We start from the raw sequence: 26479 nt of genomic DNA, 5'->3' as shown, positions 1-26479 counted from the left end.
GCCTCGCCGGTGGCGGTCAGCCGCGCACGTCCGCCGCGAGGGCGTCCAGGGACACCTGCCACAGCAGTGCGGCGGCGTCCGGGTCCAGCGCGTGGTCGGCGACCCCGCCGGAGGTCCCGGGGATGTGGCGGTGGGCCTCGGCGCAGTCCTCGAAGTAGCGCCCCCCGACGCACTCCAGCCGGGGCGCGGTGGCGACGAACACGACGGTGGCGGCCCCCTGTTGCGGGGTCTTGAAGGTGTGGCCGCCGGACGCGGCGGCGGCGTCCAGGGCCTCGCGGGTGAGGTGCCGCGACAGGTTGGTGCCCAGGACCGCCCCCGGGTGGACGGCGTTGACGGTCACGCCGTCGGCGGCCCAGCGCCGGCTGGCCTCCACCGCGAAGAGGACGTTGGCCGTCTTGGACTGGGCGTAGGCGAGGCCGGCGTCGTACGGGCGGACACGGAAGTGGAGGTCGTCGAAGTGCACCGGGCTGCGCAGGTGGGCGACCGAGCTGAGGGAGACCACGCGGGCGCGGCCCGCGGCGGCCAGGGCCGGGCGCAGGCGGGTGGTGAGCGCGAAGTGCCCGAGGTGGTTGGTCGCGAACTGCAGCTCCCAGCCCTCGGGCGTGTGCGTCTGCGGGGTCATCATCACCCCGGCGTTGTTGACGAGGACGTCCAGGGGGCCGTGCCAGGCGGCGGCGAAGGCCGCCACCGAGCGCTGGTCCGCGAGGTCGAGGGGGGCGACCAGGACCCGCCCGCCGCCGGCCGCGACGTCCGCGGCCGCCCGTTCGCCGGCGGCGGTGTCCCGTACCGCGAGGGTGACCTCGGCGCCGGCGCCGGCCAGGGCACGGGCGGTCTCCAGGCCGATGCCGGAGGCCGCGCCGGTGACGACGGCGCGGCGGCCGGTGAGGTCGATGCCGCCGGCGACCTCGGCGGCGGTGGACTGTGCGGTGAAGCCGGAGCCGGTCATGGCGCTGCCTTCCTCTCGGCGGTGCGGTGGTGCCACCCCTTCCAGGCAACCACCGCGGGCCGCCCCCGGCGCCCCCGGACGCGGGTCAGTTCAGCGCGCTCTTCTCCTGCCACCGGTCCCAGTCCACGTTCCAGTCGCCGAAGCCGTTGTTCGGCGCGACCGTGCCCTTGGCCTCCGACCCCGTGATCTCGAAGGGGTCGCCGACCCGGACCTGGGAGTACAGCCAGTCCGCGTCGGCGTCGCTCATCCCGACGCAGCCGTGGCTGCGGTTGGCCCGGCCGAAGAACGCGGCGTTCCAGGGGGCGGCGTGCGCGTACATCCCGGACCAGGTGAGCCGGATCGAGTCGTGGACCGTCTCGTCGTAGGCGTCGCCGAGGCCGACCGTCTCGGAGTTCATCCGGACCGTGCCCTCCTTGGCCAGCACCACCGCCGTGCCGCGCCACGAACCGGTGTCCGGTCCGGGGGTGCCGCCCGAGACCGGGACCGTGCGCACCGTCCTGCCGTCGCGCTGCAGGGTGAGCCGCTTGCGGTCGAGGTCGACCTTGACCACCTGCCGGGCGCCGACGGTGAAGGAGGCCCGGTAGTCGCGGACGAACCAGCCGCCGCCCGGTCCGGAGTCGGTGCCGTCCAGGCGGGCGTCCAGGGTGACCTCGGTGCCCGGACGCCAGTACTGCCTGGGCCGCCAGTCCACACGGTCCCGGCCGGAGTAGTCCTTCAGCCAGCCCCAGGAGCCCTCGGTGCCGTCGGAGGTGGTCACCTTGAGCTGCTTCTCCACGGCGGCCTTGTCGGTCACCGGGTTGTCGAAGACGAGGGAGACCGGCTGGGCCACGCCGACCGAGGCGCCGTCGCCGGGCCGCCAGTCCACCTTGTTGACCTTTCCCGCGGCGGCCGTGCTGAAGCTGGACTCGCTGGTGCCGGTGGTCCCGCCCGGGGTGCGGGTGACGGCCGCGACGGTGTACGAGGCGCCGGGCACCACGTTGCGGTCCGAGGTCCAGGTGCGGCGGTCCGCGGACAGGGTGCCGGTCACACCCTTGCCGTGCGGCCCGGCGACGGTGACCGTCGTGAGGGTGCCGCCCTTCGCGGTGACCCGGACGGGCTCGCCGGCCCGGACCCGCCCCCCGTGCGGGGTGACGGTGACGGTCGCCGCCCGCTCCTTGGGCGGCCCCGCGTCGCCGCCCGCGTGCGTCACCGCCGGGGCGCTGCCCGAACAGGCGGTCAGCACGGCGGACAGTGCGGCGGCGGCCGCGACGGCCGCGGTGCGCAGACGGGTCTGGCGTATCGGGCCCACACGTTTCCGACGTATCGGGCCCACACGTTTCCGGGACAACGAGACCTCCGGGAGGGACGGGGAGAGCGGCCGGGAAAGGGCCGGACCACGGGGACTCTAGGCCGCGCGGGGCCGCCGGGAAGCGCCTGAGGGCCGTGTGACGGCAACTGGGAAGGAACGGTCATGGTCCGGTCACATTCGCCGCTCGGGACGGTCATGGACGGCTGTGAGCCTTCCTGTGTTCCCACCGACCACACCCCAGGGAGGCGCAGTGGCAGCGCTGCTCGTGACGGCGGGCTGCGGCCCCCGGCAGGCCTGGCTCCGGCCGGTCGACACCGGGACGTACCGCTCGTTCCTGGCGTCCCGGACCGGCTCGGCGCTCGGTCCCGGCTTCCTGCAGTGCCCCTCCTGGGCCCGGGTGAAGCCGGGCTGGCGGCCCCACCTGCTCGGCTGGGGACCGCACGACGGCACCGGGTCCGGGGCCGGCGAACTGCGCGGGGGCGCGCTGGTGCTGCTGCGGCAGTTCCCCGGGACGCGGAAGTCCTTCGCCTACCTGCCCGAGGGGCCGGTCGCCGACTGGGCCGACCCGGACGTCGACGCCTGGCTGACCCCGCTCCTGCAGCACCTGCGCGGACTCGGGGCCTTCGCCGTGCGCATCGGCCCCTCGCCCGCCCACCGCCGCTGGGACGCCGCCGCGCTGAAGGCCGCGACCGGCCTCGGCCGGCGCCTGTCCGACGTCCTGGCGTGCGAGGTCGACCCGCTCGGCACGGTCGTGGCCGAGCGGCTGCGGGCCCGCGGCTGGCGGCGCTGCGGCGGCGACGGCCCGGACGGCGGCGGGGACGCGGACGCCCAGCCCCGCCACGTCTTCCGGGTCCCGCTGGCCGGCCGCAGCGCCGACGACCTGTGGTCGGGACTCAACCAGGAGTGGCGCCGCAACATACGGCGGGCGGGGAAGTCGGGCGTCGAGGTGACCGTGGGCGGCGCGGCGGACCTCCCCGAGTTCTTCCGGCTGCTGCGGATCACCGAGGAGCGCGACGGCTTCCGGCTGGGCCGCTCGCTGGAGTACTACCAGCGCCAGTACGCGGCCCTCAACGCCGAGCAGCCGGGCCGGATGAAGCTCTACCTCGCCCGCCACCAGGGCGAGGTGCTCGCCGCCCACACCATGATCACCATGGGCCGGCGGGTCTGGTACCAGACGGGGGCCTCGGCGGACCACCGCCGCGAGGTCCGGCCCTCCAACGCCCTGCAGTGGCGGATGCTGCGGGACGCCCACGAACAGGGCGCACAGGAGTACGACATGCGCGGGGTACCCTCCACACTCGACCCGGAGGACCGGGCGTTCGGCCTCACCCGGTGGAAGCTCGGCACCGGCGGGCAGGTCGTCGAAACCCTGGGGGAATGGGAGACGGCCTTGGACGGCACCGCCAACCACACGCTCTACCGGGCGTTCCAGGCCTACATGGCGCGCCGGTGAGCGCCCCCGCGGCGGCGCGCCCGGCCGACGGGCCGGCCGCCCCGGCCGGCGCCCCCGCCGCCGGCTCGGTGCTGCGCAGCGGCGCCGTCATGGCGGCGGGTTCTGTGGTCTCCCGCGCGACCGGCTTCGTGCGGTCCGCGACCGTCGCCGCGGCGCTCGGCGTCGGCCTGGCCGCCGACGGCTACTCCGTCGGCAACTCGGTGCCCACGATCGTCTACATGCTGCTGCTGGGCGGCGCCCTCAACGCGGTGTTCGTGCCCGAACTGGTCAGGGCCGCCAAGGAGCACGAGGACGGCGGGGCCGCCTACACCGACCGGCTGCTGACCGTGTGCACCGCCGCGCTGCTGGTGATCACGACGGCGGCCGTGCTCGCCGCCCCCGCGATCGTGGCCGCGTACACCGGTTACACCGGGGCGCAGGCCGCGACCACGGTGGCCTTCGCGCGCTCCTGCCTGCCGCAGATCCTCTTCCTCGGCCTGTTCACGCTGCTCGGCCAGGTGCTCAACGCCCGCGGCCGGTTCGGCGCGATGATGTGGACGCCCGTCCTCAACAACCTCGTCGTCATCGCCGTCTTCGGTCTCTACCTGGTCACCGCCGGCACCGGCGGCGGGCTGACCGCCGGTGAGACCGCGCTGCTCGGCTGGGGCACCACGGCCGGCATCGCGGTGCAGGCGCTGGCGCTGGTGCCCTCGCTGCGGGCGGCACGCTTCCGCTGGCGGCCGCGGTTCGACTGGCGGGGCAGCGGGCTGGCCCGGCCGCTGCGCTCCGCCGGGTGGCTGGTGCTGCTGGTGCTCACCAACCAGGTCGCCTACTGGGTGGTGACCCGGCTCGCCACGTCCGCGGGACAGCGCGCCGCGGCCCTCGGCATCGACGGCGGCGCCGGCTTCACCGCGTACAACAACGCCTACCTGCTGTGGGCCGTGCCGCACGGCATCGTGACGGTCTCACTGGTCACCGCCCTGCTGCCGAGGATGAGCGCGGCGGCGGCCGACGGCGACCCGGCCCGGGTGCGCCGCGACGTCTCGTACGCGCTGCGCAGCAGCTCCGCGATGGTGGTGCCCGCCGCGTGCGCGCTGCTGGCGCTCGCCGGGCCGGCGATGGCCCTGGTCTTCGAGCACGGCAGGACCGACGCCGCCGACGTCGCGGTCATGGCGAACGCGCTGGTGGCCTTCGCCCCCGGACTCGTCGCCTTCTCCGGGCAGTACGTGCTGTCGCGCACCTTCTACGCGCTCGGCGACACCCGTACCCCCTTCCTGCTCAACCTGGTGATCTCCGGGCTCAACGCGGGGCTGTCCGTCACCGCCTACCTGCTGCTGCCCGCGCGCTGGGCGGTCACCGGCATGGCGGCGGCGTACTCGGTGGCGCTCTTCGCGGGATGGGCGGTCACCGCGTTCGTGCTGGACCGCAGGCTGGCGGCACCGGAGGTCGGTCGCGGGCCGTGGCGGTCGCCGACCGCGGGCTCGCTGGCCCGGCTGCTGCTCGTCGCGGTGCCCGCCGCCGCCCTGGGCCGGATCGCGGCCGGCCTCGCCGCGCCACCGGGGCCGCTCGCCGCCGTGGCGGCCGGGGCGGCCGCCGTCGTGCTGGTCTTCGCGGCCGCGGCCCGCCCGCTGCGGCTGACCGAGGTCGAGGCCGCCCGGCGGGCCCTGCTCGGCAAACTGCGGCGCGGTGCACGATGAGTTGCGATACTCCGGTCATGCCACGCGTTCTTCTGATCGAAGACGACCCCTCCGTGCGCGAAGGTGTCGAACTGGGCCTGCGCCGCCGCGGTCACGAGGTACGGACGGCCGCGACCGGCGAGGCCGGGCTCGCCGCCGTCGGCGAGTTCCAGCCCGATCTGCTGCTGCTGGACCTGATGCTGCCCGGCATGAACGGCGTCCAGGTCTGCCGCCAGGTGCGCGAGACGAGCCAGTTGCCGATCATCATGCTCACCGCCCGCGGCGACGACTTCGACGTCGTCGTCGGGCTGGAGGCCGGGGCCGACGACTACATCGTCAAGCCCGCCCGCACCGAGGTGATCGAGGCCCGCATCCGCGCCGTGCTGCGCCGCATCGAGGAGCCGGGGGGCCGCCCGGCCGTCGAGTTCCACGGCGACCTCGCCGTCGACCGGGCCGGACTCGGCGTCGCCAAGTCCGGGCAGCGGCTGGCGCTCGCACCCTCCGAGCTGAAGCTGCTGCTGTTCCTGACCGCCGCGCCCGAACAGGTCTTCAGCCGGCAGCAGTTGCTGGAGCACGTGTGGGAGCACAGCTACCACGCGGACGCCCGGCTGGTCGACGCCTGCGTCCGGCGGCTGCGCAACAAGATCGAGGACGTGCCCGGCGACCCCCGCTACATACAGACGCTGCGCGGCTTCGGCTACCGCTTCGGGCCGCTGTGAGCCGCCGGTGATCCGCTGGAGGGCCCGGATCGGGTTGCGCACCCGGCTGGTGCTGGCCTTCCTGCTCGTCGCGGCCGTCAGCGCGGGCACCACCGCCGCCCTCACGTACCGCGAGGCGCGCAACGCCATCCTCGAACAGGCCCAGGACACCGCCGTCTCCTCCTTCCGCGAGCAGGCGGGCACCGTCGGCACCACGCTCCCGATGGACCGCCTGGCCCTCCAGGAGGTGCTGCGCGACATCGCCCGCAAGGGCAAGCCGCACACCTGGGTGGTGTTCGCCGAATACGGCTCGATGCGGGTCTCCTCCGGCACCAGCCCCGTCTCCACCGTCATCACGCCCGAGCTGCGCCGCGCCGCGCTGGCCAATCCCCGCGGCGTGTTCCAGCGGGTCGACAAGGACGGCACCCCCTGGCTGACGATGGCCGTGCCGACCGTCTTCAAGACCGGGCTGTCCGCCCGCGCCAGCGGGCTCGTGCTCTACGCCGTCATGCCGCTGACCACGGAGGAGGACGACATCCGGGCGATGCTCACCGCCGCCCGCGACGGATCCCTGCCCGCGCTGGTCATCGCCCTCGTCCCCGCCCTGCTCGCCGCCCGCAGCGTGCTCCGCCCGGTCCGCGACCTGCGCACGGCGGCGCAGCGCATGGGCCGCGGCGAGCTCGACACCCGCATCCCCGTCAAGGGCAGCGACGAACTCGCCGACCTCGCGTACACCTTCAACGACTCGGCGCTGCAACTGGAGCGGACGGTGGACGAGTTGCGCCGCGCCGAGGCCCGGGCCCGCCGTTTCGCCTCCGACGTCTCGCACGAACTGCGCACCCCGCTGGCCGGGATGCTCGCCGTCACCGAAGTGCTCGACGAGGACGCCGACCGGCTCGCGCCGGACACCGCCGCCGCCGTCCGCCTCGTCAGCGCCGAGACCGGCAAGCTCGCCGTCCTGGTCGAGGACCTGATCGAGATCTCCCGCTTCGACGCGAAGGCCGCCGAGCTCAACGCCGACGAGGTCGACGTCGCCGAGACCATCCGCAAGACGCTGGCGACCCGGCACTGGACGGATCCCGCGCAGGTCGCCACCGAACTTCCCCCGGGCATCCGGGCCCGGCTCGACCCGCGGCGCTTCGACGTCGTGGTCGCCAACCTCGTCGGGAACGCGCTGCGCCACGGCAGCGCCCCCGTCCAGGTGCGGCTGCACGCCGAGGCGCCCGACGGCGGGCAGGCCCGGTTCGCCGTCGAGGTCTCCGACAGCGGCCCCGGCATCGCCCCGGACGTCCTGCCGCACATCTTCGACCGCTTCTACAAGGCCGACGCGGCCCGCACCCGCTCCGCGGGCAGCGGCCTGGGCCTGGCCATCACCCTGGAGAACGTCCGTCTGCACGGCGGCACGGTCCGCGCCGCCAACGGCCCGCACGGCGGCGCCGTCCTCACCGTGCGGATGCCGCTGGGCACTCCCCGTACGGCCGCGGAGGCGGCACCGTGAGACGCCGGTCCGTCCCGGTCCTGCTCCTCACCGCGGCGGCCCTGCTGGCCGGCTGCGGGGTCCCGGGATCCGGGGTCGTCGAGGCGGGCGGCCCGGCCACCGTCGACGCCTTCCCCGGGACACCGGACCGGCTGACGCTCTTCTTCCTCTCTCCCGAGGGACGCCTGACGCCCGTCCTGCGCGCGACCGAGGACGACGCGCAGGCCCCGCCGATAGCGGCCGCGAAGGTCCTCACGGTGCTGCTGGACGGCCCCGCCCCCGAGGAGCACGCGGCGGGACTCGGCACCGGGCTGCCCGCCTCCGCCGGGCCGGTGGACGTCACGTCGTCCCAGGGCACCGTCCGGGTCACGCTGCCGTTCCCCGTGCGGCGCCTGAAGGACAACGCCGTGCGCCAGGTGGTCTGCACCGCCGCCTACGCCGAGGGCCACGAGGGCGCCGCCGAGGTCGTCCTCGCCGGCACCGACGGCGCCCTCCCGCCCGTACGCTGCGGCGGGGTCGTGCCCGGCGCGGCCTCGGGCTGAACCCGGCCGGCGCCGACCTGCGGGCACGCTCCAGGAGCGGTAGAAGTGGAGGAGGGCCCAGGCAGCCGCCTCCCGGAGCGGGCCGGGAGAGGACGGGCGAGAACGGCGACGGATGGCGATGCGAGATTCCAGCCTCGACGACGACTTCGACGGCGGCCTCCCTCCCCGGCCCGAACCGGCCGTGCCCGCCACGGCCGTCGTGGACGCCCACGGCATCGTCACCGGCTGGAGCAGCGAGGCCGAGCGGCTGCTCGGGTACGGGCACGACGAGGTCGTGGGACAGCCCGCCGGCCGGCTGCTCGGCTCGGACGCCGCCCGGTCCACCGAGTGGTTCCTCGCGATGCCCTTCGGCTGGGGCGGCAGATCGGTGCTGCGCCGCCGGGACGGGCGCCACCTGGACGTTTCCGTGCGGGTCTACCCGTCGCTGGACGGCCGCGGCCGGCCGCAGCGGCTCGTGGTGGTCTCCCCGGTGGACCGGCGGCACTGGGGAGCGGTGGACAGCGTGGTCGAGGAGGCCTTCGACCAGTCCACCCTGCCCATGGCGATCTTCGACAACGAGCTGCGGACCCTGCGCACCAGCAAGGGCATGCAGCGCGAGACCGGACGCACCGAGGAGCAGATGCGGGGCAGACGCCCCTCGGAGTTCCTGCCCGGCAGCGCGGGCGAGGCCGTCGAGGAGGGCGTGCGGCACGTCCTGGCCAGCGGTGAGTCCCACGACCTGCACCTGCGCGTCCGCTCACGGACGGCACCGGCACCGCGCACCTGGTCGATCACGCTCTCCCCGCTCGCCGATCCGCTGCGGCGCACCCCCCGCGTCCAGCTCACCGCCGTCGACACCACCGAGCAGTACCTGGCGCGGGAGCGGCTGGCCCTGCTCAACGAGGTCAGCACCCGGATCGGCAGCACGCTGGACGTGGGCCGCACCGCCCAGGAGATGGCCGACGTCGTGGTGGGCAACCTCGCCGACTTCGCGACCGTCGACCTGCTCGACCCGCTGTTCCGCGGGGTCGAGCCGAAGGCCGGCGACCCCGGCGTCGCCCTCCGCCGCGCCGCCCAGCAGTCCGTCCTGCCCGGCATGCCGGAGTCGGTGACCGCGACCGGGGAACTGGACCACTACCCGGCGGACTCCCCGCCCACCCGCTCCCTCGTCACCGGCCGCGCCTCGCTGCACGGCACCGTGGACCGGGCCATCGACGTCTGGGCCGCGGGCGACCCGGGGCGCGCCCGGATGCTGCGGCGGCACGGGATCCACTCGGTGATGGTCATCCCGCTGCGGGCCCGCGGCATCACGCTCGGTGTCGCCGTGCTCGCCCGGCACCGCAGACCCGACCCCTTCGACGAGGACGACCTGCAGGTCGCCGAGGAGATCGGCGCCCGGGCCGCGGTCGCCGTCGACAACGCCCGCCGCTACACCCGCGAACGCACCACCGCCCTGGCCCTCCAGCGCAGCCTGCTGCCGCAGCGGCTCGGCCGGCAGGAGGCGGTGGAGGTCGCCTCGCGCTACCTGCCCGCGGGCAGCGGCGCGGGCGTGGGCGGCGACTGGTTCGACGTGATCCCGCTGTCCGGGGCCCGGGTCGCGCTGGTCGCGGGCGACGTGGTCGGCCACGGGCTGCGCGCCTCCGCCACCATGGGACGGCTGCGGACGGCCGTGCGGACCCTCGCCGACGTCGACCTGCCGCCCGACGAGCTGCTCGTGCACCTCGACGACCTGGTCGCCCACCTCGCCGGGGAGGAGGTCACCGAGGGGGACGGCGAGAACCTCGTCACCGACCTCGTCGCCACCTGCCTGTACCTGGTCTACGACCCGGTCTCACGGATGTGCACCGCCGCCAGCGCGGGCCACCCCCCGCCGGTGCTGACCACGCCGGACGGCGGCGCGCACTTCCTCGACCTGCCGCCCGGACCCCCGCTCGGGCTGGGCGGGCTGCCCTTCGAGACCGTCGAGTGCGCACTCGACCCGGACAGCCTCCTCGTGCTCTACACCAACGGCCTCATCGCCACCGCCGACCGCGACGTCGACACGGGCATGGCCGGGCTCCGCCACGCGCTCACCCGGCCCGCCCGCTCCCTGGAGTCCGTCTGCGAGAGCCTGGTGGCCCTCGTCCCCGAACCCCCGGACGACGACGTCGCCCTGGTCGTCGCCCGCACCAAGGTGCTGGACGCCTCCCAGGTCGTCAGCTGGGACGTGCCCGCCGAGCCCGCGGCGGTGGCCGGCGTCCGCGCCGAGGTCACCCGCCGGCTGGCCGAGTGGGGGATGGAGGACATCACGTACACCGTGGAGCTGGTGGTCAGCGAACTCGTCACCAACGCCATCCGGTACGGAACCCCGCCCATCGGGCTGCGCGTCATCCACAACTCCACGGTCATCGTCGAGGTCTCCGACGGCAGCGGCACCGCGCCCCACCTGCGCCGGGCCCGGGTCTTCGACGAGGGCGGCCGCGGACTGCTGCTGGTGGCGCAGGTCACCGAACGCTGGGGGACGCGTCACACCCAGGAGGGCAAGACGATCTGGGCGGAGGTCGCCCTGGCCGACGCCTGAGGACGGCCGGACGCCCGGGGACGGCGGACGAGGAAGGGAATGGTGCGACATGTGCCGGTGGCTCGCCTACTCGGGCACGCCCATGCTGCTCGACAACATCCTCTACAAACCGCGGCACTCCCTGATCGACCAGAGCCTGCACTCCCGGATGGGGGTCGAGACGACCAACGGGGACGGCTTCGGCATCGGCTGGTACGCCACGGACCTGGAGACCCCGGCGGTCATCCGGGACATCGGGCCCGCGTGGAACAACCGCAACCTGCGGGAGATCTCGCGCCACGTCACCTCGCCGCTGTTCTTCGCCCACGTACGGGCCTCCACCGGCACCGCGATCCAGCAGACCAACTGCCACCCCTTCCGGCACGGCCGCTGGCTGTGGATGCACAACGGCGCGATCACCGACTTCCACCGGCTGCGCCGCGACCTCTCGCTCGCCGTCGACCCGGCGCTGTTCTCCTCCATCGAGGGCTCGACGGACTCCGAGGTGATGTTCTTCCTGGCCCTCACCTTCGGTCTCGACCAGGACGTGCCCGGCGCCGTGTCGCGGATGGCCGGGCTGGTGGAGCGGACCGGTCACGAGCACGGGGTCGAGTTCCCCGTCCAGATGACGGTGGCGGTCAGCGACGGGGAGAGCCTGTGGGCCTTCCGCTACTCCAGCGAGCACGCGTCGCGGTCGCTGTTCTACAGCAGCAAGGTGGACACGCTGCGGGAGCTCCACCCGGACCTGTGGTTCCTGCAGGGCGTGTCGGCGGAGACCCGGCTCGTGGTGTCCGAGCCCCTGGGCGACGTGCCGGACGCGTGGCACGAGGTCCCCGAGAGCACCTTCGGGGTGGTGCGGCCCTGCCAGGACGAGCTGATGCCCTTCGCGCCCGCGGCACCCGACGGCGTCGCCGCGTGACGCACGTCACGGGAACCCGCGGGGGACGGACGGACAGCCGACAGAAGTGACCACTCATGTACGGACCCGGGTACGGGACGGGGACCCCGCCGCCTTCGCGGAACTGTTCGACGCGTACGCCCGTACCGTCTACAACCACGCCTTCCGGCTGACCGCCGACTGGTCGGTCGCCGAGGACGTGATGTCGGCCACCTTCCTGGAGGCCTGGCGGCTGCGTGAGCGCGTCGACCCCGAAGGGGGCTCGCTGCGGCCGTGGCTGCTGGGCGTCGCCACGAACATCGCGCGCAACCACTGCCGCGGCAACCGCCGTTACCGGGCCGCGGTCGCCGCCGGCGCCCAGGCCGGGGCCGCCGCGCTCGAAGTGCCCGACCACGCCGACCTCGTGGCCGGCCGGGTCGACGACCGGCGCCGCATCTCCGCCGTCCTCACCGCCCTCGCCCGGCTGCGCCGTCCCGAGCGCGAGGTGCTGACGCTGTGCCTGTGGGAGGGCCTGGAGTACACCGAGGCCGCCGAGGCCCTCGGCATCCCGGTCGGCACCGTGCGGTCCCGGCTGTCCCGGGCCCGCACGAGACTGCGCAAGCTCGCCGACGCGGAGATGGAACCCGCCGCCCGCCGCCGACAGACAGATGGGGACCGCACGAACGCGGTCCGGCCCGCACAGGAAGGAATCCGATGAACGCCCATCCCTCGGAATGGGAGGAGACCGCCCGTCTCCTGCCGCGCGTGGAGCGGGATCTGCCGGCGGACCGTCACCAGCTGCACAAGGAGCGTCTGATGACCCGGATCCACGAGGACCTCGGCACGAGCACCGACCCGTACACCGCCGACGGCACCACCACCGCCGCCCGTCCGGCCGCGCGCCGCAACCCCTTCCTGCGCCGCATGGTCCTCGTCCCGCTGACCGCGGGCGTGCTGGCCGGGGCCCTGGCGACCGGCGTGTTCGTGTTCGGCGGTGCGGAGGGCACCGGCAGCGACGGCGGCTCCGGCAGCTCTGCCGCGGGCCCCGCCCTGACCACCCACCTCGGCGCCACGGACCCCAAGGGCGCCGCACACCTGCTGGACACCGTCTCGCTGGCCGCCGCCGAGTCGCCCGCCGCGCCGGTCGGCGACGGCCAGTACGTCTACATCGAGTCGAAGTCGGCCGGCACCGTCGTCCGGCACGTGGGCGACACGACCAGCCTGGCCGGCACCCCGCTGCACCGGCGCCAGGCCTGGGAGTCCCGCGACGGCAGGGACGGCTGGCTGATCGAGCCCGGCACCACCGGCCCGGAGGGCATCACCCTGGCGGGCACCGACGAGCAGGGCAACGTGCCCGAGCCGTACCTGAACGCGCCGAGCTACGACTACCTCACCACCCTGCCCACCGACCCCGACGTGCTCCTGGCCAAGATCTACAAGGAGACGAAGGGCATGGGCAACGGCCCCGACCAGGAGGCCTTCACCACCATCGGCGACCTGCTGGGCGAGAGCTACCCGCCGGCCGGGCTGACCACCGCGCTCTACAAGGCCGCCGCCAAGATCCCCGGCGTGGTCGCCGTGGACGACGCCGTGGACGCCACCGGGCGGCACGGGGTCGCGGTGGCCCGGCTGGAGGAGGCAACCGGACAGCGCACGGAGTGGATCTTCGACCCGAAGACCCACGTCTTCCTCGGCGAGCGCACCGTCCAGGCCGAGCGGGACCCCGACGGGGTCATGCCGCGCGGCACGGTCGTCTTCACCACCGCGGTGCTGACCCGCTCCGTCGTCGACGGCATCAAGCAGCTGCCCGGCGCCACGGGCTGAGCCCGGGTCAGTGCGGCGGGGGCGGGGGGAGCGTCGCCACGTCCGGCGCGGCCGCGGGCCACACCAGGAGGACCGGGCAGGGCGCGTGGTCCACGACGAAGCGCGCCGCCGGGCCCAGGCTCCGCGGCCCGAGCCGCGCGAGGTCGCCGTCACGGGCCATCACCAGCAGATCGGTCCCGGCCACGGCGGCGACCACCTCCCGCTCCACCCGCCCCGACCGCTCCTCCCGGCGGCACGGGCGGTCCAGGCGCCGGGCGGCGGCGTCCAGCAGCCGTCCCGCGGAGTCCGCGCCGAGGCCCTCCAGCCGGGTGCCCGGATCGTTCTCCGGGTGCCCGCGGCCCAGCAGCCCTGCGTAGGCGGCGTGCGCCAGACCGGGGACGTCGGGGCCGCTGACGTGCAGCAGGACGACGTCGGCGGCCTCCGGCGCGTGGACGCGGACGGCGTCGACGCAGGCGGGCCAGGTTCCTTCGGCGATCCAGGCGGTCACGATCACGGACATCAGCCTCCGAGGACGTGCAGCGAACCCCACAGTGCCATCACCGCAAGGCCCAGCGCCGCAGGCACGGTGAGCAGGCCGAGGACGGTGAACTCCTTCAGGTCCACGTCGTGTTCGTGCTGGTGCACGATACGCCGCCACAGCAGGGTCGCCAGCGATCCCGCATAGGTCAGGTTGGGGCCGATGTTCACCCCGAGCAGGACGGCGAGGACCGGGCCGGGCCCGGCGGGCGCGGTCAGCGGCAGCAGGACCAGCACGGCGGGCAGGTTGTTGATCAGGTTGGCCAGGACGGCGGCCAGCGCGGCGACGCCGAGCAGGGCGGCCGGCCCGGTGCCAGCGGGCACGATCCGGCCCAGCGCGTCGGCGAGTCCGTTGTCGACCACCGCCCGCACCACCACGCCCAGCGCCAGCACGAACGCCAGGAACGGCACCCCGGCCGCCCCCGCCACGGCGCGCACCGTCATCCGCCGCCGTGCCACCGCCCGTACGGCCAGCACCAGCGCCCCGGCCGCGGCCGCCCACGCGGGATCGATGCCGAGCGCCGGGGTGATCACGAACCCCGCCAGCGTGCAGACCACCGTGACCAGCGCGAACACCGGCAGCGCAGGTATCTCGGCGCCGTCCGGGACCGCGACGGCGGCCTCCAGGTCGGCGCCGAACCAGCGGCGGAAGACGACGTACTCCACGGCGATCGCCACCAGCCACGGCAGCACCATCAGCCCGGCGAAGCGGGTGAAGCTCAGCCCGCTGGCTGCGAACGCCAGCAGGTTCGTCAGGTTCGAGACCGGCAGCAGCAGCGAGGCGGTGTTGGACAGGTGCGTGCACGCGTACACGTGCGGCTTCGGCCGCACCCCCAGCCGGGCGGCCGTCGCGAACACCACCGGGGTCAGCAGCACCACGGTGGCGTCCAGGCTCAGCGCCGCCGTCACCGCCGACGCCAGCGCGAACACCGCCCCGAGCAACCGCCGCGGCCGCCCCGCGGCCACCCGGGCCATCCACGCCCCGCCGGCCCGGAACAGCCCCTCCTCGTCGCAGAGCCTCGCCAGCACCAGCACCGCCGCCAGGAACCCGATCACCGGCCCCAGCCGCGCCGCCTCCTCCCCCGCGTGCTCCAGCGGGATCGCCCCGCTCCCCACGGCCACCGCCGCGGCCGGGACGGCGATCACCGCCTCCGGAAGGCCGAACGGCCGGATCACCGCCCCGGCGAGCACGAGGAGCAGCAGCGCGACGGACAGCGCCTCCGCGATCGTGGTGTTCAGGGTTCCGTTCCTCCCGGGTGGGACCGTGATGGCCCCTCATGGAACCACGCCCCACCCGGGACACCGCTCACCCTTCCTGCTGCGTGCCGCCCACGATCTCGGCCAGTGCCGCGGCGACGTGGCGCTCGGTGGTGGCCTTGTCGAGGCCGAGGGAGGTCAGCGGGCCGTCGCCCGCCTCCAGTTCGAGGAGGGCGAGCAGGAGGTGCTCGGTGCCGATGTAGTTGTGGCCCAGGCGGAGGGCCTCGCGGAAGGTGAGTTCGAGGACCTTGCGGGAGGCGAGGTCGTACGGGACGAGCTCGGGGACCTCGTCCACGGCCGCGGGGAGGGCCGCGGTGAGGGCGGTGCGGGCGGCGTCGGGGGTGACGCCCTGGGCCGCCATGGCGAGTGCGGCGAGGGCCTGGGGCTCGCTGAGCAGCCCGAGGGCGAGGTGCCCGGGGCGGACCTCGGGGTTGTGGGCGGTCTTGGCCTCGGCGTGGGCGGCCATGACGACCTTGCGGGCGCGCGGGGTGAAGCGCGAGAAGCCCTGCGAGGGGTCCAGGTCGGGGAAGCCGAGGTCCTTGGGGACGAAGCGCTTCTGGGCGGCCTGCTTGGTCACGCCCATGCTCTTGCCGATGTCGGTCCAGGAGGCTCCGGATCGCCGGGCCTGGTCGACGAAGTGGCCGATGAGGTGGTCGGCGACCTCGCCCAGGTGCTCGGCGGCGATGACGGCGTCCGAGAGCTGGTCGAGGGCGTCGGGGTGGGTCTTCTTGATGGCTGCGATCAGATCGTCGAGCCGGATCTGCTGCGTCATGCGTCAACGATAGGTTGACGATGCCCCATCGTCAACCGAAAGTTGACGATGGGGCATCGTCCTCGTCAGCGCACGGTGAGGACCAGCTTCCCGGTCGTACGACCCGTCTCCAGGGAGGCGTGGGCCTTCGCGGCCTCGGACAGGGGGAAGGTGCCGGCGACCGCGACGCGCAGGGCGCCCTCCTCGACCAGGCGGGCGATCGCGGTCATGCCGGCGTGGTCCGCCTCGACGATCATGCCGGTGGCACGCACGCCCAGGCGGTCGGCCTCCGCGAGGAGTTCGGGCAGGCCGATCGGGAGGATGGTGACGAGCAGCCCGCCCTCGCGCAGGGTGCGCAGGGAGCGGAGGGACTCGGCACCGCCGAGGGGGTCGAGGACGACGTCCACGTCGCGGACGGCCTCGGCGTAGTCGGTCGCGCGGTAGTCGATCAGTTCGTCGGCGCCGAGACCGCGCAGGAAGTCGTGCTTGGCGGCGCTCGCGGTGCCGATGACGTACGCGCCGCGGGACTTGGCGATCTGGACGGCGACGTGGCCGACGCCTCCCGCGGCCGCGTGGACGAGCACGCGCTGCCCGGGGCGGACTGCGGCGACGTCGACGAGGGCCTGCCAGGCGGTGAGCGCGACCAGCGGGACCGCGGCGGCCTCCACATGGCTCATGCCGGACGGCTTCCGGGCGAAGGCGCGGGCGGGCCCGGTGACGTACTCGGCGTGGGAGCCCACGCCGTGCGGGTAGGGGAGCATGCCGAAGACCTCGTCGCCGGGCTGGAAGAGGGCCACTCCCAGCCCGGTCTCCTCGACGACGCCGGAGACGTCCCAGCCGAGGACGGACGGCGGGCCGCCGAGGAAGAGCCCGGTCTGCCGGTGCTTGGTGTCGGTCGGGTTGAGCCCGGCGGCGTGGACGCGGACGAGCAGCTGCCCGACGCCGGGGGTGGGGCGCTCCAGCTCCGCCTCCCGCAGTACCTCGGGTCCGCCGAGGACGTCCTGGGTGATCGCGCGCATGGTGCGGGTTGTTTCGGTCATGGCCCCCAGCCTGCCGACCGCCGGAGCGCGGGAAAATGGCATGATTGCCATCCTCCGATAAGATCGTGCCATGCATCGTGTGGTCGTCCTCGCCCTTGACGGCGTCTACCCCTTCGAGCTGGGCATCCCCAACCGCGTCTTCGGCTCCGCCGGGGACCGCTACGAGGTGCTGACCTGCACTGTCGACGGGCGCCCCGTGCGCACGGACTCCGACTTCTCGGTCGCCGTCGAGAACGGCCCCGAGGTGCTGGCCACCGCCGACACCGTCGTGATCCCGCCCTACGACCAATCGCGGATCACCGCGGAGCTCCCCGCCCCGGTCGCGGCCGCGCTCGGCGCGATCCGGCCGGGCACCCGCATCGTCTCCATCTGCACGGCGGCCTTCGCGCTCGCCGCCGCGGGTCTCCTCGACGGCCGCCCCGCCACCACCCACTGGGCACTGGCCGAACGGTTCCGGCGGATGTTCCCCGGTGTGGCGCTCGACGCGGACGTGCTCTTCGTCGACGACGGCGACGTCCTCACCTCCGCCGGGGCCGCGTCCGGCGTGGACGTCTGCCTGCACCTGGTGCGCGAGGACCACGGCAGCGCGGTGGCCAACTTCGTGGCCCGCTGCTGCGTGGTGCCGCCCTGGCGGGACGGCGGCCAGGCCCAGTACATCGACCAGCCCGTGCCGGAGACCGCGGACGCCGGCACCGCGGCGACGCGGCAGTGGGCGCTGGAGCACCTCGACCTGCCGCTCACCCTGAACGACCTCGCGGACCACGCGCGGATGAGCCTGCGGACCTTCGCCCGGCGCTTCCGGGACGAGGTCGGCACGAGCCCGGGCAAGTGGCTCATCCAGCAGCGGGTCGCCCGGGCCCGGCACCTGCTGGAGTCCAGCGACCTCCCGGTCGACCGCATCGCCGGCGAGGTGGGCTTCGCCACCGCGACGTCCCTGCGGCAGCACCTCCACGCCGCCATCGGCGTCTCCCCCCTGGCCTACCGGCGCACCTTCCGGGCCACCGCCACCCTTTGACGCACCCGACCCCGGGGAGGCCCCGATGGCTGTGGAGCTGATCTACGAGACGCATGCCACGACCACCGACAACGAGGCGGGCATCGCCACCGGCCGGCTGCCCGGCCTGCTGTCGGAGCGCGGCCGCCGGCAGGCGAGGGAGCTGGGCGAACGGCGCCGCGGCCAGGACATCGCGGCGGTGTACACCTCCGACCTGCACCGTGCCGTGGAGACCGCGGCCCTCGCCTTCCCCGACGGACGGCCGCCGGTCCACCGGGACCCCCGGCTGCGCGAGTGCGACTACGGCACGCTGAACGGACACCCGGCCGGCCTCGTCGCGGCCCAGCGCCTGCGGCGCGTCGACGAGCCGTTCCCCGGCGGCGGCCAGAGCTACCGGCAGGTGCTCGCCGCCACCGACGCGCTCCTGCACGACCTGGCCCGGCGGTGGGACGGCCGGCGCGTCCTGCTGATCTCCCACTCCGCCAACCGCTGGGCCCTGGCCTGCCTGCTGGGCGGGGTCCCCCTGACGGAGAGCGTCCGGGCGCCCTTCGTCTGGCAGCCGGGCTGGACGTACACCCTTCCCGGCGACTGGCCGGGGCCGGGACGCGGTGGGAGCTACTAGGGCGCGGTGAAGAGGGTGGGGAAGCGGGGGGCGAGCCAGGGGCGGCGGCCCCAGGCGGCGATCTTGCCGCGGGCCATGGCGGCGGTGGCGCCCCGGCGGCCGAGCGCGATCAGGAAGAAGGTGACCGGCTCGGTGGTGATGGTGCAGTCGGGGCGGCGCGGCGGCTCGTCCGCGAGCTCGGCCGCACCGTCGGTGAACGTCACGGCGAAGCGCGTGATCCCGGGGACGCGCAGCGCGTAGCAGGCGGAGAATCCCGCCGCCGCCCGCGCGTCGACGACCCGGGGCATGGCCGCCTTGAGGAAGGGCATGCAGCGGGCGACGCGCTCACGGTCGATCATGTGGGGACGGCGCAGGCCGACCGCGATGTCGTAGCCGTGGCCGAGCAGGTGGGTGAGCAGGTACGAGCCGAGCGTGGCCAGGTCCATGGGGCCGAGCGGGGTGACCACCTGCATGCCGGGCGCGCGGGTCGCGGCCGCGTCGGTGAACGCGCGGGCGTGCCGCACGATCCCGTCGGCCAGGATCGCGCCGTCGCGTTCGGGGAAGGCGGCCAGGGACGCGGCGTTCGCGGCGGCGAGGCTGCCGGGGGTGCCGTCGCCGTACGGCTGCTCGCGGCCCTCGGCCAGGGCGGCCATGAGTTCGCCTGCGAGCACCAGGTGCGCCGCGGCCTCCCCGACCGTCCACTCGGCACCGGGGATCGGCACCGAGGTGTCCGGGCACGCGCGGAGCAGGGCGGCTATGTCCTCGGCGGCGGCGTGCAGGGCCTCGGCCTCGGCCGGGCGGTCAGGGGCGACGGTCATGGTCGGACAGCGTGGACCAGCACGGTTCGTCTGTCCAGGCCCGGGGAGGAAAAGCCGCGACGGAACCGTGCCCGGAAAAGCGCGCGGAATCCGGGAACGCGAAAAGGGGGAAGCCCCCGGGCAGCCGTTGCTGCCGGGGGCGTCCCCAGGGAAAGCGTCGCGCGCGGGCGATCAGTACGCCGAGTTGACGTTGTCGATCGTGCCGTAGACGTGGGCCGCGTAGTTGCAGGCGGCGGTGATGTTGGCGACCGGGTCGTAGATGTTCCACGAGGTACCGGGAACGTGGTAGGCCTTGAAGGTCGGGTCGATCACCTGCATCAGACCCTTGGAGGGAATTCCCTTGGCCGCGTTCGAGTCCCAGCCGTTGATGGCGCTCGGGTTGCCGGAGGACTCACGCATCAGGTTCTTGTAGATCCCGTTGTAAGTGCCCGGGATGCCGTTGGCGCGCATCACCTTCAGGGACTCGTTGATCCACGTGTTGACGGAGCCCGACTGCGCCATGGGGGCGGCGGAGGCGGTGGGGGCCATGGCCACACCACCGGCGACGACGGCGACGCCGGCAGCGGCGCAGCCGAGGGAGATCTTCTTGGCCTTGGCGACGCGGTTGAGCTTCGACATAGCGGAGATCTGCATTCGAGTAATTCCTCTTCCGTGGGGTACGCCATGAATTGTTGGCCGACTTAAATCCCGGGGTCAATGCACCCCTATTACTAACGGGATTAGTTGTGGGACCAGGGACGAAAGTCCCGCCGCTCAGACGTGGGAAGGGGATTCCGGGACGGCTTCTACTAAGGGGCCCCGAAAGTGGCGCACGTCATATCGGCCACGTCACACGCAGACCAGGACAAATCGCCTATTCGGTGACGCAGGCCATGTGGCCTGCGTCACTCAATAGGGCGTTGATTCACACGGAGGAACCGCGGTTTCACCCACGGCGAGGATTTCCGGGCGGGCACGGGGTCCGGCCGACGGGCACGGATCCCGGCGGGCTACGCCACGGGGGCCGAGGCGATCACGACCGTCGCGTACAGCTCCTCCGACACGGCCACCCGCGCCTCCAGCCCGGCCTGGGCGACCGCGGCGACGGCGGCCGGGGCCTGCTCCTCACCGGTCTCGAAGAGGAGCCGGCCGCCCGGCGCGAGCCACGCGGGCGCCGCGGCGGCGACCCGGCGGAGGACGTCGAGGCCGTCGGCCCCGCCGTCGAGGGCGACGCGGGGCTCGTGGTCACGGGCCTCCGGGGGGAGGAGGGCGACGGCGCCGCTGGGGACGTAGGGAACGTTCGCGACCAGGACGTCGACGCGGCCGCGCAGCTCCGCGGGAAGGGGGGTGTAGAGGTCGCCCTCGTGGACGTGGACGCGGCCGTCCGCCGCGGCGAGGTTGCGGCGGGCGCAGGCCACCGCCGGCGGGTCGATGTCGACCGCGTGCAGCAAGGGCCGGTCGAGCGTGGCGGCCAGGACGGCGCCCACCGCGCCGGAGCCGCAGCACAGGTCGACGACGACGGCGCCGGGCCGGCCCAGGGCGCGCCCGAGCGCGACGGCCTCGCGGGCGAGGAACTCCGTACGGCGGCGCGGGACGAAGACCCCCGGGCCGACGGCGATCCGCAGACCGCAGAACTCGGCCCAGCCCAGAACGTGTTCGAGCGGGAGGCCGGCCACCCGGCGCTCCACCAGGGCGGCGAGCTCGTCGGGTGTCCGGGCGGCGGAGACGAGCAGCCGGGCCTCGTCCTCGGCGAACACGCAGCCGGCCGCCCGGAGCACGGACACGACCGGCGCGAGGGACGCGGGGGACGGAAGGGCGGAAGAGGAGGAGCCGGAAGAGGAGGCGCCGGCGGGAGCAGGGTGGGAAGGGGACGAGCCGGAAGGAGCGGGTGAAGCGGAGGACATGGGGGCCTTTCGGGGCGCCGCGGGGCGCTCTCGACGGCCTAGGTCGTCCGGACCGCGGGGCCGCCGGGGGAGAGCACCCAACCTGACATGGCGGTAATGGGTCTCACCTCCTCGGTACGTCCGCTGCTGGGGACGGCAACGTTACCCGAGCCCCCGGCACCGCGCCCACCCCCAGGGCCGCGACGGCGGCACGCGGGTCGTCGGCGTGGAAGCGCAGGACGCGGGCCTGCGCGGGTGCCCCGAGGGGGCGCAGGAACGTGACGGGCTCGGTGAGTTCGACGGTCACCGTGGTCTGGCCGCCGACGACCAGGTCGACGGTGCCGTCCCCGGCGAGCGTGACGAGCCGTCCGTCGGGGAAGCGCCGGTCGACACGGGCCGCGGCGATCCGCCCGGCGGGCACGCGGACGTCGACGAGGGCGCCGTACCGCAGCCGCAGCGAGCCGTCCGCCCCCACGACGTGCGGGCGCACCACGCAGGCGGCGTGCAGGGCCAGTACGAAGAAGCAGCCCCAGATGTCGAGGACGAGCGTGACGGCGTGCACCGCGGGCCAGGGGATGACCAGCGCGAGCACCACCGTCTCGACGACGGAGACGAAGAGGAAGCCGTACATCGTCGCCGTCTGCGCCCCGGTGTACGGGACGGCCACGGCGCCCTCGCCCACCCCGTGCGGACGGCGCGCGATCCAGCGCACCAGGCTCACGGACAGGGCGAGTTCATGGCGCATCAGGCGCCGCGCGGGCGCCGGGACGGCGTCCCGCACGGCGGTCCACGCGGCGGCACGGCACGACAGGCCCCGCCGCCGGGCGTCCCGCTGCGCCCGCACCACCTTCGGCAGCCGCCACAGCAGCACGGCGGTCATGCACAGCTCCGCGCCCCGGAGCACCGGCTCCGGCACCGGCACGCCCGCCACCAGGCACGCGGCGAGCACCGCCTCGGCCACCACCAGGGTGCCCAGCGCCCACGCCCCCCGGCGGCTCACCGGGCACGCTCGCGCAGCAGCCGGATCGCCTGCCGTACGGCCTCGGCCTGGGCGGGCGCGTGGTCGTCGAAGAACGCGGCGGCGAATCCGCCCTCCGCACCGGACTGCGCCGCGCCGTCCTCACCGGCGGCGTCGATCGAGGCGGCGACCTCGTCCGGGACGGAGTCGGCGATCGCCCGGGCCACCTCCGCGACCCGGGGGTCGTCCACGGCCGCCCCGGCCAGTTCGTCCATCCGCGCGTACACCTCGTAGGCGCGGCGCATCGCGCCGGGATCGGAGCCCATGGAGCGCAGCAGGCCGGTGAGCCAGCCCCGGGCCTCGGGGGTGGCCGCCGTGTCCAGCAGCGCGAGCAACTCGCGCTCCTTCACGGCCATCGCGGGCTCGGGCCCCGGCAGCTCCGCCGAGGCCCGGGCCATCTCGGCGAAGAGCGCCGCCAGTTCCGGGGAGACGGGCGCCTGCGCGGGCAGTCCGCCGCCGGCTTCGGCCTGCGCGAGGAGTTCGGCGAGGCGGGTCCGGCGCGACCTGATGGCCTCCTCCTGCCGGGCGAGGTCCGCGTCGAGCTCCGCCAGCACCTCGTGCAGCTCCTTGCCCGCGTCGTCCGCGAGCACGTCCCTGACCTCGTCGAGACCGAGGCCGAGCTCCGTCAGGCGCCGGATGCGGGTGAGCTCGACGGCGTCGCGCAGGCCGTAGTCGCGGTAGCCGTTGATCCGGCGCGCGGGCTCGGGCAGCAGCCCGATGCGGTGGTAGTGCCGCACGGTGCGGGTGGTGACCCCGGCGAGGGCGGCGAGTTCTCCGATGCGCATGAGCCCAGTAGAGACCTTGACGCTGCGACAAGGTCAAGGACCGGAGGGCGCGGGCCGGGCATACAGGGAAAACCCTAGGGAAATCCGGCCCCCGGACCTTTGGCCGAGGGGTCCGGTCTCGGCGCGGGCAAACCCGCCTCAAGCGGCGGTAAAGATCTTTCCCGGCGGCTGTCCGCGACCCGGCGGACGCGCCTAACGTCAGCGCGTCCACCCGTCACCACCGACCGCAGCCGCAGCCCGGGGGCGGTCTACGCGTGTCCATATGTCATGCGCATGACCGATCTCCACGACCGACCCACGGCCCACACCGATCCGTCGGTCCGCACCGTCCCGGCCTGCCGCCGCCCTACGCACCGCGCCACCCGCACCACGCCGCGACACCCCCACTCCCGGCACTCGACGGAGGCACCCCGTGCACCCCTCTGCACACCGACCCGCACAGCCGCTGAGGCGACTGAGAAGGACACTGACCGCGGCCCTGCCCGCACTCGCCCTGGCCGTCACCGGCCTGCTCGCCGCGGGACCGGCCGCCCAGGCCGCCGCCCCCCACACCCCCACCGCCCGGGACACGCAGAACGCCCGGGCCCTGCAGTCCCCTTCGGCTCAGACCGTGCACCCCACCGGCACGGCGGGCGCCGCCGTACCGACCAGGCACCTGTGCGGCGCACCGGCCGCGGGCGACTTCGGCTGCCTCGCTCAGCGCCGCACCGACATCGCGATGAAGCGCGACAACACGCTCTCGCCCCAGGCCACCCCGTCCGGTCTGGGCCCGGCCAACCTGCACAGCGCCTACAACCTGCCCGCCACCGGCGGCTCCGGCCTGACCGTGGCCGTCGTCGACGCGTACGACGACCCCAACGCCGCCACCGACCTGGCCACCTACCGCTCCCAGTACGGTCTTTCGGCCTGCACCGTCGCGAGCGGCTGCTTCCGCAAGGTGAGCCAGACCGGCAGCACCACCAGCCTCCCCACGCCGGACAGCGGCTGGGCCGGGGAGATCGCCCTCGACCTCGACATGGTCAGCGCCGCCTGCCCGAGCTGCAACATCCTGCTGGTCGAGGCGGACTCCGCGAGCATGGAGGACCTCGGCGCGGCCGTGAACGAGGCCGTGGCGCTCGGCGCGAAGTTCGTCTCCAACAGCTACGGCGGCGACGAGGAGTCCGCCGACCCGTCGTACGACAGCGCCTACTTCAACCACCCCGGCGTCGCCATCACCGTCTCCGCGGGCGACTCCGGCTACGGCGCCGAGTACCCGGCCGCCTCCCGCTACGTGACCGCCGTCGGCGGCACCTCCCTGACCACCGCGTCCACCACCCGCGGCTGGTCCGAGAAGGTCTGGGGCACCAGCGCGGGCGGCGACGGCACCGGCTCCGGCTGCTCCGCGTACGACGTCAAACCCAGCTGGCAGACCGACACCGGCTGCGCCAAGCGCACCGTCGCCGACGTCTCCGCCGTCGCCGACCCGGCCACCGGTGTGGCCGTCTACGACACCTACGGCGGCTCCGGCTGGGCGGTCTACGGCGGCACCAGCGCCTCCGCGCCGCTCATCGCGGGTGTGTACGCCCTGGCCGGCGCCCCGGCCTCCGGCACCAACCCGGCGTCGTACCCCTACGCCCACACCGCCAACCTCTACGACGTGACCAGCGGCGCCAACGGCGGCTGCTCCGGCTCGTACCTGTGCACCGGCAAGGCCGGCTACGACGGCCCGACCGGCCTCGGCACCCCGAACGGCGTGACCGCCTTCAAGAACGGCACCAGTAGCGGCAACACGGTCACCGTCACCGGCCCGGGCAGCCAGACCGCCACCGTCGGCACCGCGAAGAGCCTGCAGATCTCTGCCACCGACAGCGCCGGGGCCGCGCTCACCTACAGCGCGAGCGGCCTGCCCACCGGGCTCGGCATCAACGCCTCGACCGGCCTGATCTCCGGCACCCCCACGGCCGCGGGCACCTACCAGACCACCGTCACCGCCACCGACGGCACCGGCGCCTCCGGCTCCGCGTCCTTCGGCTGGACCGTCTCCCCGGCCGGCGGCGGCACCTGCACCGCGGCCCAGCTGCTCGGCAACCCGGGCTTCGAGTCCGGCAGCACTTCGTGGACGTCGTCCAGCGGCGTCATCACCAGCGACAGCGGCGAGGCCGCCCACGGAGGCACGTACAAGGCCTGGCTGGACGGCTACGGCTCCACCCACACCGACACGCTCTCCCAGACGGTGAGCGTCCCGAGCGGCTGCCACGCCACGCTGACCTTCTGGCTGCACGTCGACACCGCCGAGACGACCACCACCACCGCGTACGACAAGCTGACCCTGACCGCCGGGTCCACCACGCTGGCGACCTGGTCCAACCTCAACAAGGGCACCGGGTACACCCAGAAGTCCTTCGACCTGTCCTCCTTCGCCGGCTCCAGCGTCACCCTGAAGTTCACCGGCAGCGAGGACTCCTCCCTGCAGACCGGCTTCGTGGTCGACGACACCGCCCTGACCACGGCCTGACCCCGCCTCCCCGCGGGAAGGGTCCCGGCCGCCACCAGGCGGCCGGGACCCTTTTGCGCCTGGAACACGTCAAAGAGGAAAGGAGGCCATCCATGCGTCATACGACAGCCGCGGTCCTCGCGGCGACCGCACTCCTGCTGACCGGCTGCGGCACGCAGACCGGCGGCCCCGCGGACGGCGGCCGGAGCAGCGCCCCGGGCGCCACCGGCAGCGCCGGTTCCGGGGCGGGCCCGGGAGGGGCCTGCGCGGCAGAGGCCGCGCTCACCGCCGCAGACACCGGCCGCACCGTCTGCGTCACCGCGGGCGGCACCGTCCGCGTCACCCTCGACGGCACGCCGGACCGCCCGTGGTCCCCCGTCACCAGCGAGGGCGGCGCCCTCACCCCCACCAACGCGGGCATCGGCGCCCCCCGCGGCGACACCATCGCCGCCTACCGCGCCACCGCGCCCGGCACGGCGCGGCTCAACGCCACCCAGCCGCTGTGCGCCACACCCACCGCCCCGGACCAGGTGGCCTGCCTGGGACTTCGGGAGTGGACCGTCACCGTGCGGGTCGCCGACCACTGAACACGCTTTTACGGCAAGGAGGTTGTACGGAGCCGGGCATCGAATCGGCCACGGTATCCCCACCACCGGGCGAAGCGGCGGTAACGGATCGGCACGGGCCGACAATGCAGTGGCCCGCTGTCAGAGGCATGACGTAGCGTTCCCTCTTGCCGCCGACGAAGGCGCGCCGGGCCCCACCACGGGAGTCCGCGCCCCGCGGCGCACCCATGTCTCGCCGGAAGACCTCCGGCCACCCACGCCTGCCTGGGGGGAACCAGCTTGCGCACCCGCCACCTCGCGGGCGGGACGGCTCTGTCCGTCCTGCTCGCCACCGCGTCCCTGCTCGGGGTCACGGCGACGCCGGCCGCGGCCGACAGCGCCACCGCCGTCGCGACGGCCGAGGACACCGCCAACGTCACCGAGGCCGCGACCACCCTCACCGTCAACGCCCCCACCTCGGCGCTGCCCGGCGCCGAGATCACGGTCACCGGCACCCTCGGCTCCACCGAACCCTTCACGG

25 protein-coding genes are annotated in these 26479 nt (G+C 74.5%); 14 read left to right on the top strand and 11 right to left on the bottom strand.

Going from position 1 to position 26479, the window contains the following annotated elements:
* Window positions 1–16 precede the first annotated feature (16 nt).
* Window positions 17–946 (bottom strand): SDR family NAD(P)-dependent oxidoreductase, encoded by a 930-nt coding sequence (locus ACFV3E_RS04250; RefSeq protein WP_500533289.1) that lies wholly within the window; start codon window positions 944–946, stop codon window positions 17–19.
* Between the two features lie 85 nt (window positions 947–1031).
* Window positions 1032–2234 (bottom strand): L,D-transpeptidase, encoded by a 1203-nt coding sequence (locus ACFV3E_RS04245; protein WP_500533287.1) that lies wholly within the window; start codon window positions 2232–2234, stop codon window positions 1032–1034.
* A 250-nt stretch (window positions 2235–2484) separates the two neighbouring features.
* Here ACFV3E_RS04245 and ACFV3E_RS04240 point away from each other — a divergent pair, with 250 nt between their 5' ends.
* The 9 genes from ACFV3E_RS04240 (at window position 2485) to ACFV3E_RS04200 (ending at window position 13278) form a co-directional block, all read left to right on the top strand.
* Window positions 2485–3687, top strand: a complete 1203-nt coding sequence (locus tag ACFV3E_RS04240; RefSeq protein WP_500533285.1) for a lipid II:glycine glycyltransferase FemX — start codon at window positions 2485–2487, stop codon at window positions 3685–3687.
* Window positions 3684–5363 (top strand): murein biosynthesis integral membrane protein MurJ, encoded by a 1680-nt coding sequence (gene murJ, locus ACFV3E_RS04235; protein ID WP_500533283.1) that lies wholly within the window; start codon window positions 3684–3686, stop codon window positions 5361–5363. The genes ACFV3E_RS04240 and murJ overlap by 4 nt, the downstream gene beginning before the upstream one ends.
* A 17-nt stretch (window positions 5364–5380) precedes the next feature.
* Window positions 5381–6061, top strand: coding sequence for an MtrA family response regulator transcription factor (locus ACFV3E_RS04230; RefSeq protein WP_499512737.1), 681 nt, complete (start codon window positions 5381–5383; stop codon window positions 6059–6061).
* Window positions 6062–6068: 7 nt separating this feature from the next.
* The gene (locus ACFV3E_RS04225; protein WP_500533281.1) at window positions 6069–7538 is read left to right on the top strand and encodes an ATP-binding protein; all 1470 of its coding nucleotides are present in this window, start codon (window positions 6069–6071) and stop codon (window positions 7536–7538) included.
* Window positions 7535–8059 carry a hypothetical protein gene (locus tag ACFV3E_RS04220; RefSeq protein ID WP_500533279.1) on the top strand — a complete coding sequence of 175 codons (525 nt, stop codon included), beginning with the start codon at window positions 7535–7537 and terminating at the stop codon, window positions 8057–8059. Before ACFV3E_RS04225 ends, ACFV3E_RS04220 begins: the two co-directional genes overlap by 4 nt.
* Before the next feature lie 112 nt (window positions 8060–8171).
* Window positions 8172–10598: a SpoIIE family protein phosphatase gene (locus tag ACFV3E_RS04215; RefSeq protein WP_500533277.1), complete on the top strand. Its 2427-nt coding sequence runs from the start codon at window positions 8172–8174 to the stop codon at window positions 10596–10598.
* Between the two features lie 49 nt (window positions 10599–10647).
* Window positions 10648–11496, top strand: a complete 849-nt coding sequence (locus tag ACFV3E_RS04210; protein ID WP_500533275.1) for a class II glutamine amidotransferase — start codon at window positions 10648–10650, stop codon at window positions 11494–11496.
* A gap of 46 nt (window positions 11497–11542) precedes the next feature.
* Window positions 11543–12172, top strand: a complete 630-nt coding sequence (locus tag ACFV3E_RS04205) for an RNA polymerase sigma factor (protein ID WP_500533274.1) — start codon at window positions 11543–11545, stop codon at window positions 12170–12172.
* A complete protein-coding gene (locus ACFV3E_RS04200; RefSeq protein WP_500533272.1) occupies window positions 12169–13278 on the top strand; it encodes a CU044_5270 family protein in 1110 nt (369 codons plus the stop codon). Before ACFV3E_RS04205 ends, ACFV3E_RS04200 begins: the two co-directional genes overlap by 4 nt.
* A 7-nt stretch (window positions 13279–13285) precedes the next feature.
* On the opposite strand, the gene ACFV3E_RS04195 is transcribed toward ACFV3E_RS04200, so the two are convergent.
* From ACFV3E_RS04195 to ACFV3E_RS04180, 4 genes are all read right to left on the bottom strand, one after another.
* Window positions 13286–13771 carry a universal stress protein gene (locus tag ACFV3E_RS04195; RefSeq protein WP_500533396.1) on the bottom strand — a complete coding sequence of 162 codons (486 nt, stop codon included), beginning with the start codon at window positions 13769–13771 and terminating at the stop codon, window positions 13286–13288.
* A 5-nt stretch (window positions 13772–13776) separates the two neighbouring features.
* Entirely contained in the window at window positions 13777–15033 is a 1257-nt protein-coding gene (locus tag ACFV3E_RS04190; RefSeq protein ID WP_500533395.1) for an SLC13 family permease, read from the bottom strand.
* 67 nt (window positions 15034–15100) lie between these two features.
* Complete coding sequence (locus tag ACFV3E_RS04185; protein ID WP_500533270.1) at window positions 15101–15823, bottom strand: Clp protease N-terminal domain-containing protein; 723 nt, start codon at window positions 15821–15823, stop codon at window positions 15101–15103.
* 65 nt (window positions 15824–15888) lie between these two features.
* Entirely contained in the window at window positions 15889–16842 is a 954-nt protein-coding gene (locus tag ACFV3E_RS04180) for an NADP-dependent oxidoreductase (protein WP_500533269.1), read from the bottom strand.
* A gap of 70 nt (window positions 16843–16912) precedes the next feature.
* Between ACFV3E_RS04180 and ACFV3E_RS04175 the strand changes: the two genes are divergently transcribed.
* Together ACFV3E_RS04175 and ACFV3E_RS04170 are read left to right on the top strand one after the other, a co-directional pair.
* Entirely contained in the window at window positions 16913–17857 is a 945-nt protein-coding gene (locus ACFV3E_RS04175; protein ID WP_500533267.1) for a GlxA family transcriptional regulator, read from the top strand.
* A gap of 25 nt (window positions 17858–17882) precedes the next feature.
* The gene (locus ACFV3E_RS04170; RefSeq protein WP_500533265.1) at window positions 17883–18458 is read left to right on the top strand and encodes a histidine phosphatase family protein; all 576 of its coding nucleotides are present in this window, start codon (window positions 17883–17885) and stop codon (window positions 18456–18458) included.
* Here the strand turns inward: ACFV3E_RS04170 and ACFV3E_RS04165 are convergent.
* The 5 genes from ACFV3E_RS04165 to ACFV3E_RS04145 form a co-directional block, all read right to left on the bottom strand.
* Window positions 18455–19255: a maleylpyruvate isomerase family mycothiol-dependent enzyme gene (locus ACFV3E_RS04165; RefSeq protein ID WP_500533263.1), complete on the bottom strand. Its 801-nt coding sequence runs from the start codon at window positions 19253–19255 to the stop codon at window positions 18455–18457. The genes ACFV3E_RS04170 and ACFV3E_RS04165 overlap by 4 nt on opposite strands.
* Window positions 19256–19426: 171 nt before the next feature.
* Window positions 19427–19888, bottom strand: coding sequence for a transglycosylase SLT domain-containing protein (locus ACFV3E_RS04160; RefSeq protein WP_499512750.1), 462 nt, complete (start codon window positions 19886–19888; stop codon window positions 19427–19429).
* A 356-nt stretch (window positions 19889–20244) separates the two neighbouring features.
* Window positions 20245–21138 (bottom strand): putative protein N(5)-glutamine methyltransferase, encoded by an 894-nt coding sequence (locus ACFV3E_RS04155; protein ID WP_500533261.1) that lies wholly within the window; start codon window positions 21136–21138, stop codon window positions 20245–20247.
* A 103-nt stretch (window positions 21139–21241) separates the two neighbouring features.
* Window positions 21242–22117, bottom strand: coding sequence for a hypothetical protein (locus ACFV3E_RS04150; RefSeq protein WP_500533259.1), 876 nt, complete (start codon window positions 22115–22117; stop codon window positions 21242–21244).
* Window positions 22114–22920 (bottom strand): MerR family transcriptional regulator, encoded by an 807-nt coding sequence (locus ACFV3E_RS04145; protein ID WP_500533257.1) that lies wholly within the window; start codon window positions 22918–22920, stop codon window positions 22114–22116. Before ACFV3E_RS04145 ends, ACFV3E_RS04150 begins: the two co-directional genes overlap by 4 nt.
* A gap of 412 nt (window positions 22921–23332) precedes the next feature.
* Here ACFV3E_RS04145 and ACFV3E_RS04140 point away from each other — a divergent pair, with 412 nt between their 5' ends.
* The 3 genes from ACFV3E_RS04140 to ACFV3E_RS04130 all read left to right on the top strand — a co-directional run.
* Window positions 23333–25414, top strand: a complete 2082-nt coding sequence (locus ACFV3E_RS04140; RefSeq protein ID WP_500533255.1) for a putative Ig domain-containing protein — start codon at window positions 23333–23335, stop codon at window positions 25412–25414.
* Window positions 25415–25506: 92 nt separating this feature from the next.
* A complete protein-coding gene (locus ACFV3E_RS04135; RefSeq protein WP_500533253.1) occupies window positions 25507–25980 on the top strand; it encodes a hypothetical protein in 474 nt (157 codons plus the stop codon).
* Window positions 25981–26238: 258 nt separating this feature from the next.
* A partial coding sequence (locus ACFV3E_RS04130) for a hypothetical protein (protein ID WP_500533251.1) occupies window positions 26239–26479 on the top strand: 241 nt, incomplete at its 3' end.

The organism is Streptomyces sp. NPDC059718, from assembly GCF_042733315.1.
Lineage (GTDB): Bacteria > Actinomycetota > Actinomycetes > Streptomycetales > Streptomycetaceae > Actinacidiphila.
This window is presented reverse-complemented; position numbering and strand designations above follow the sequence as displayed.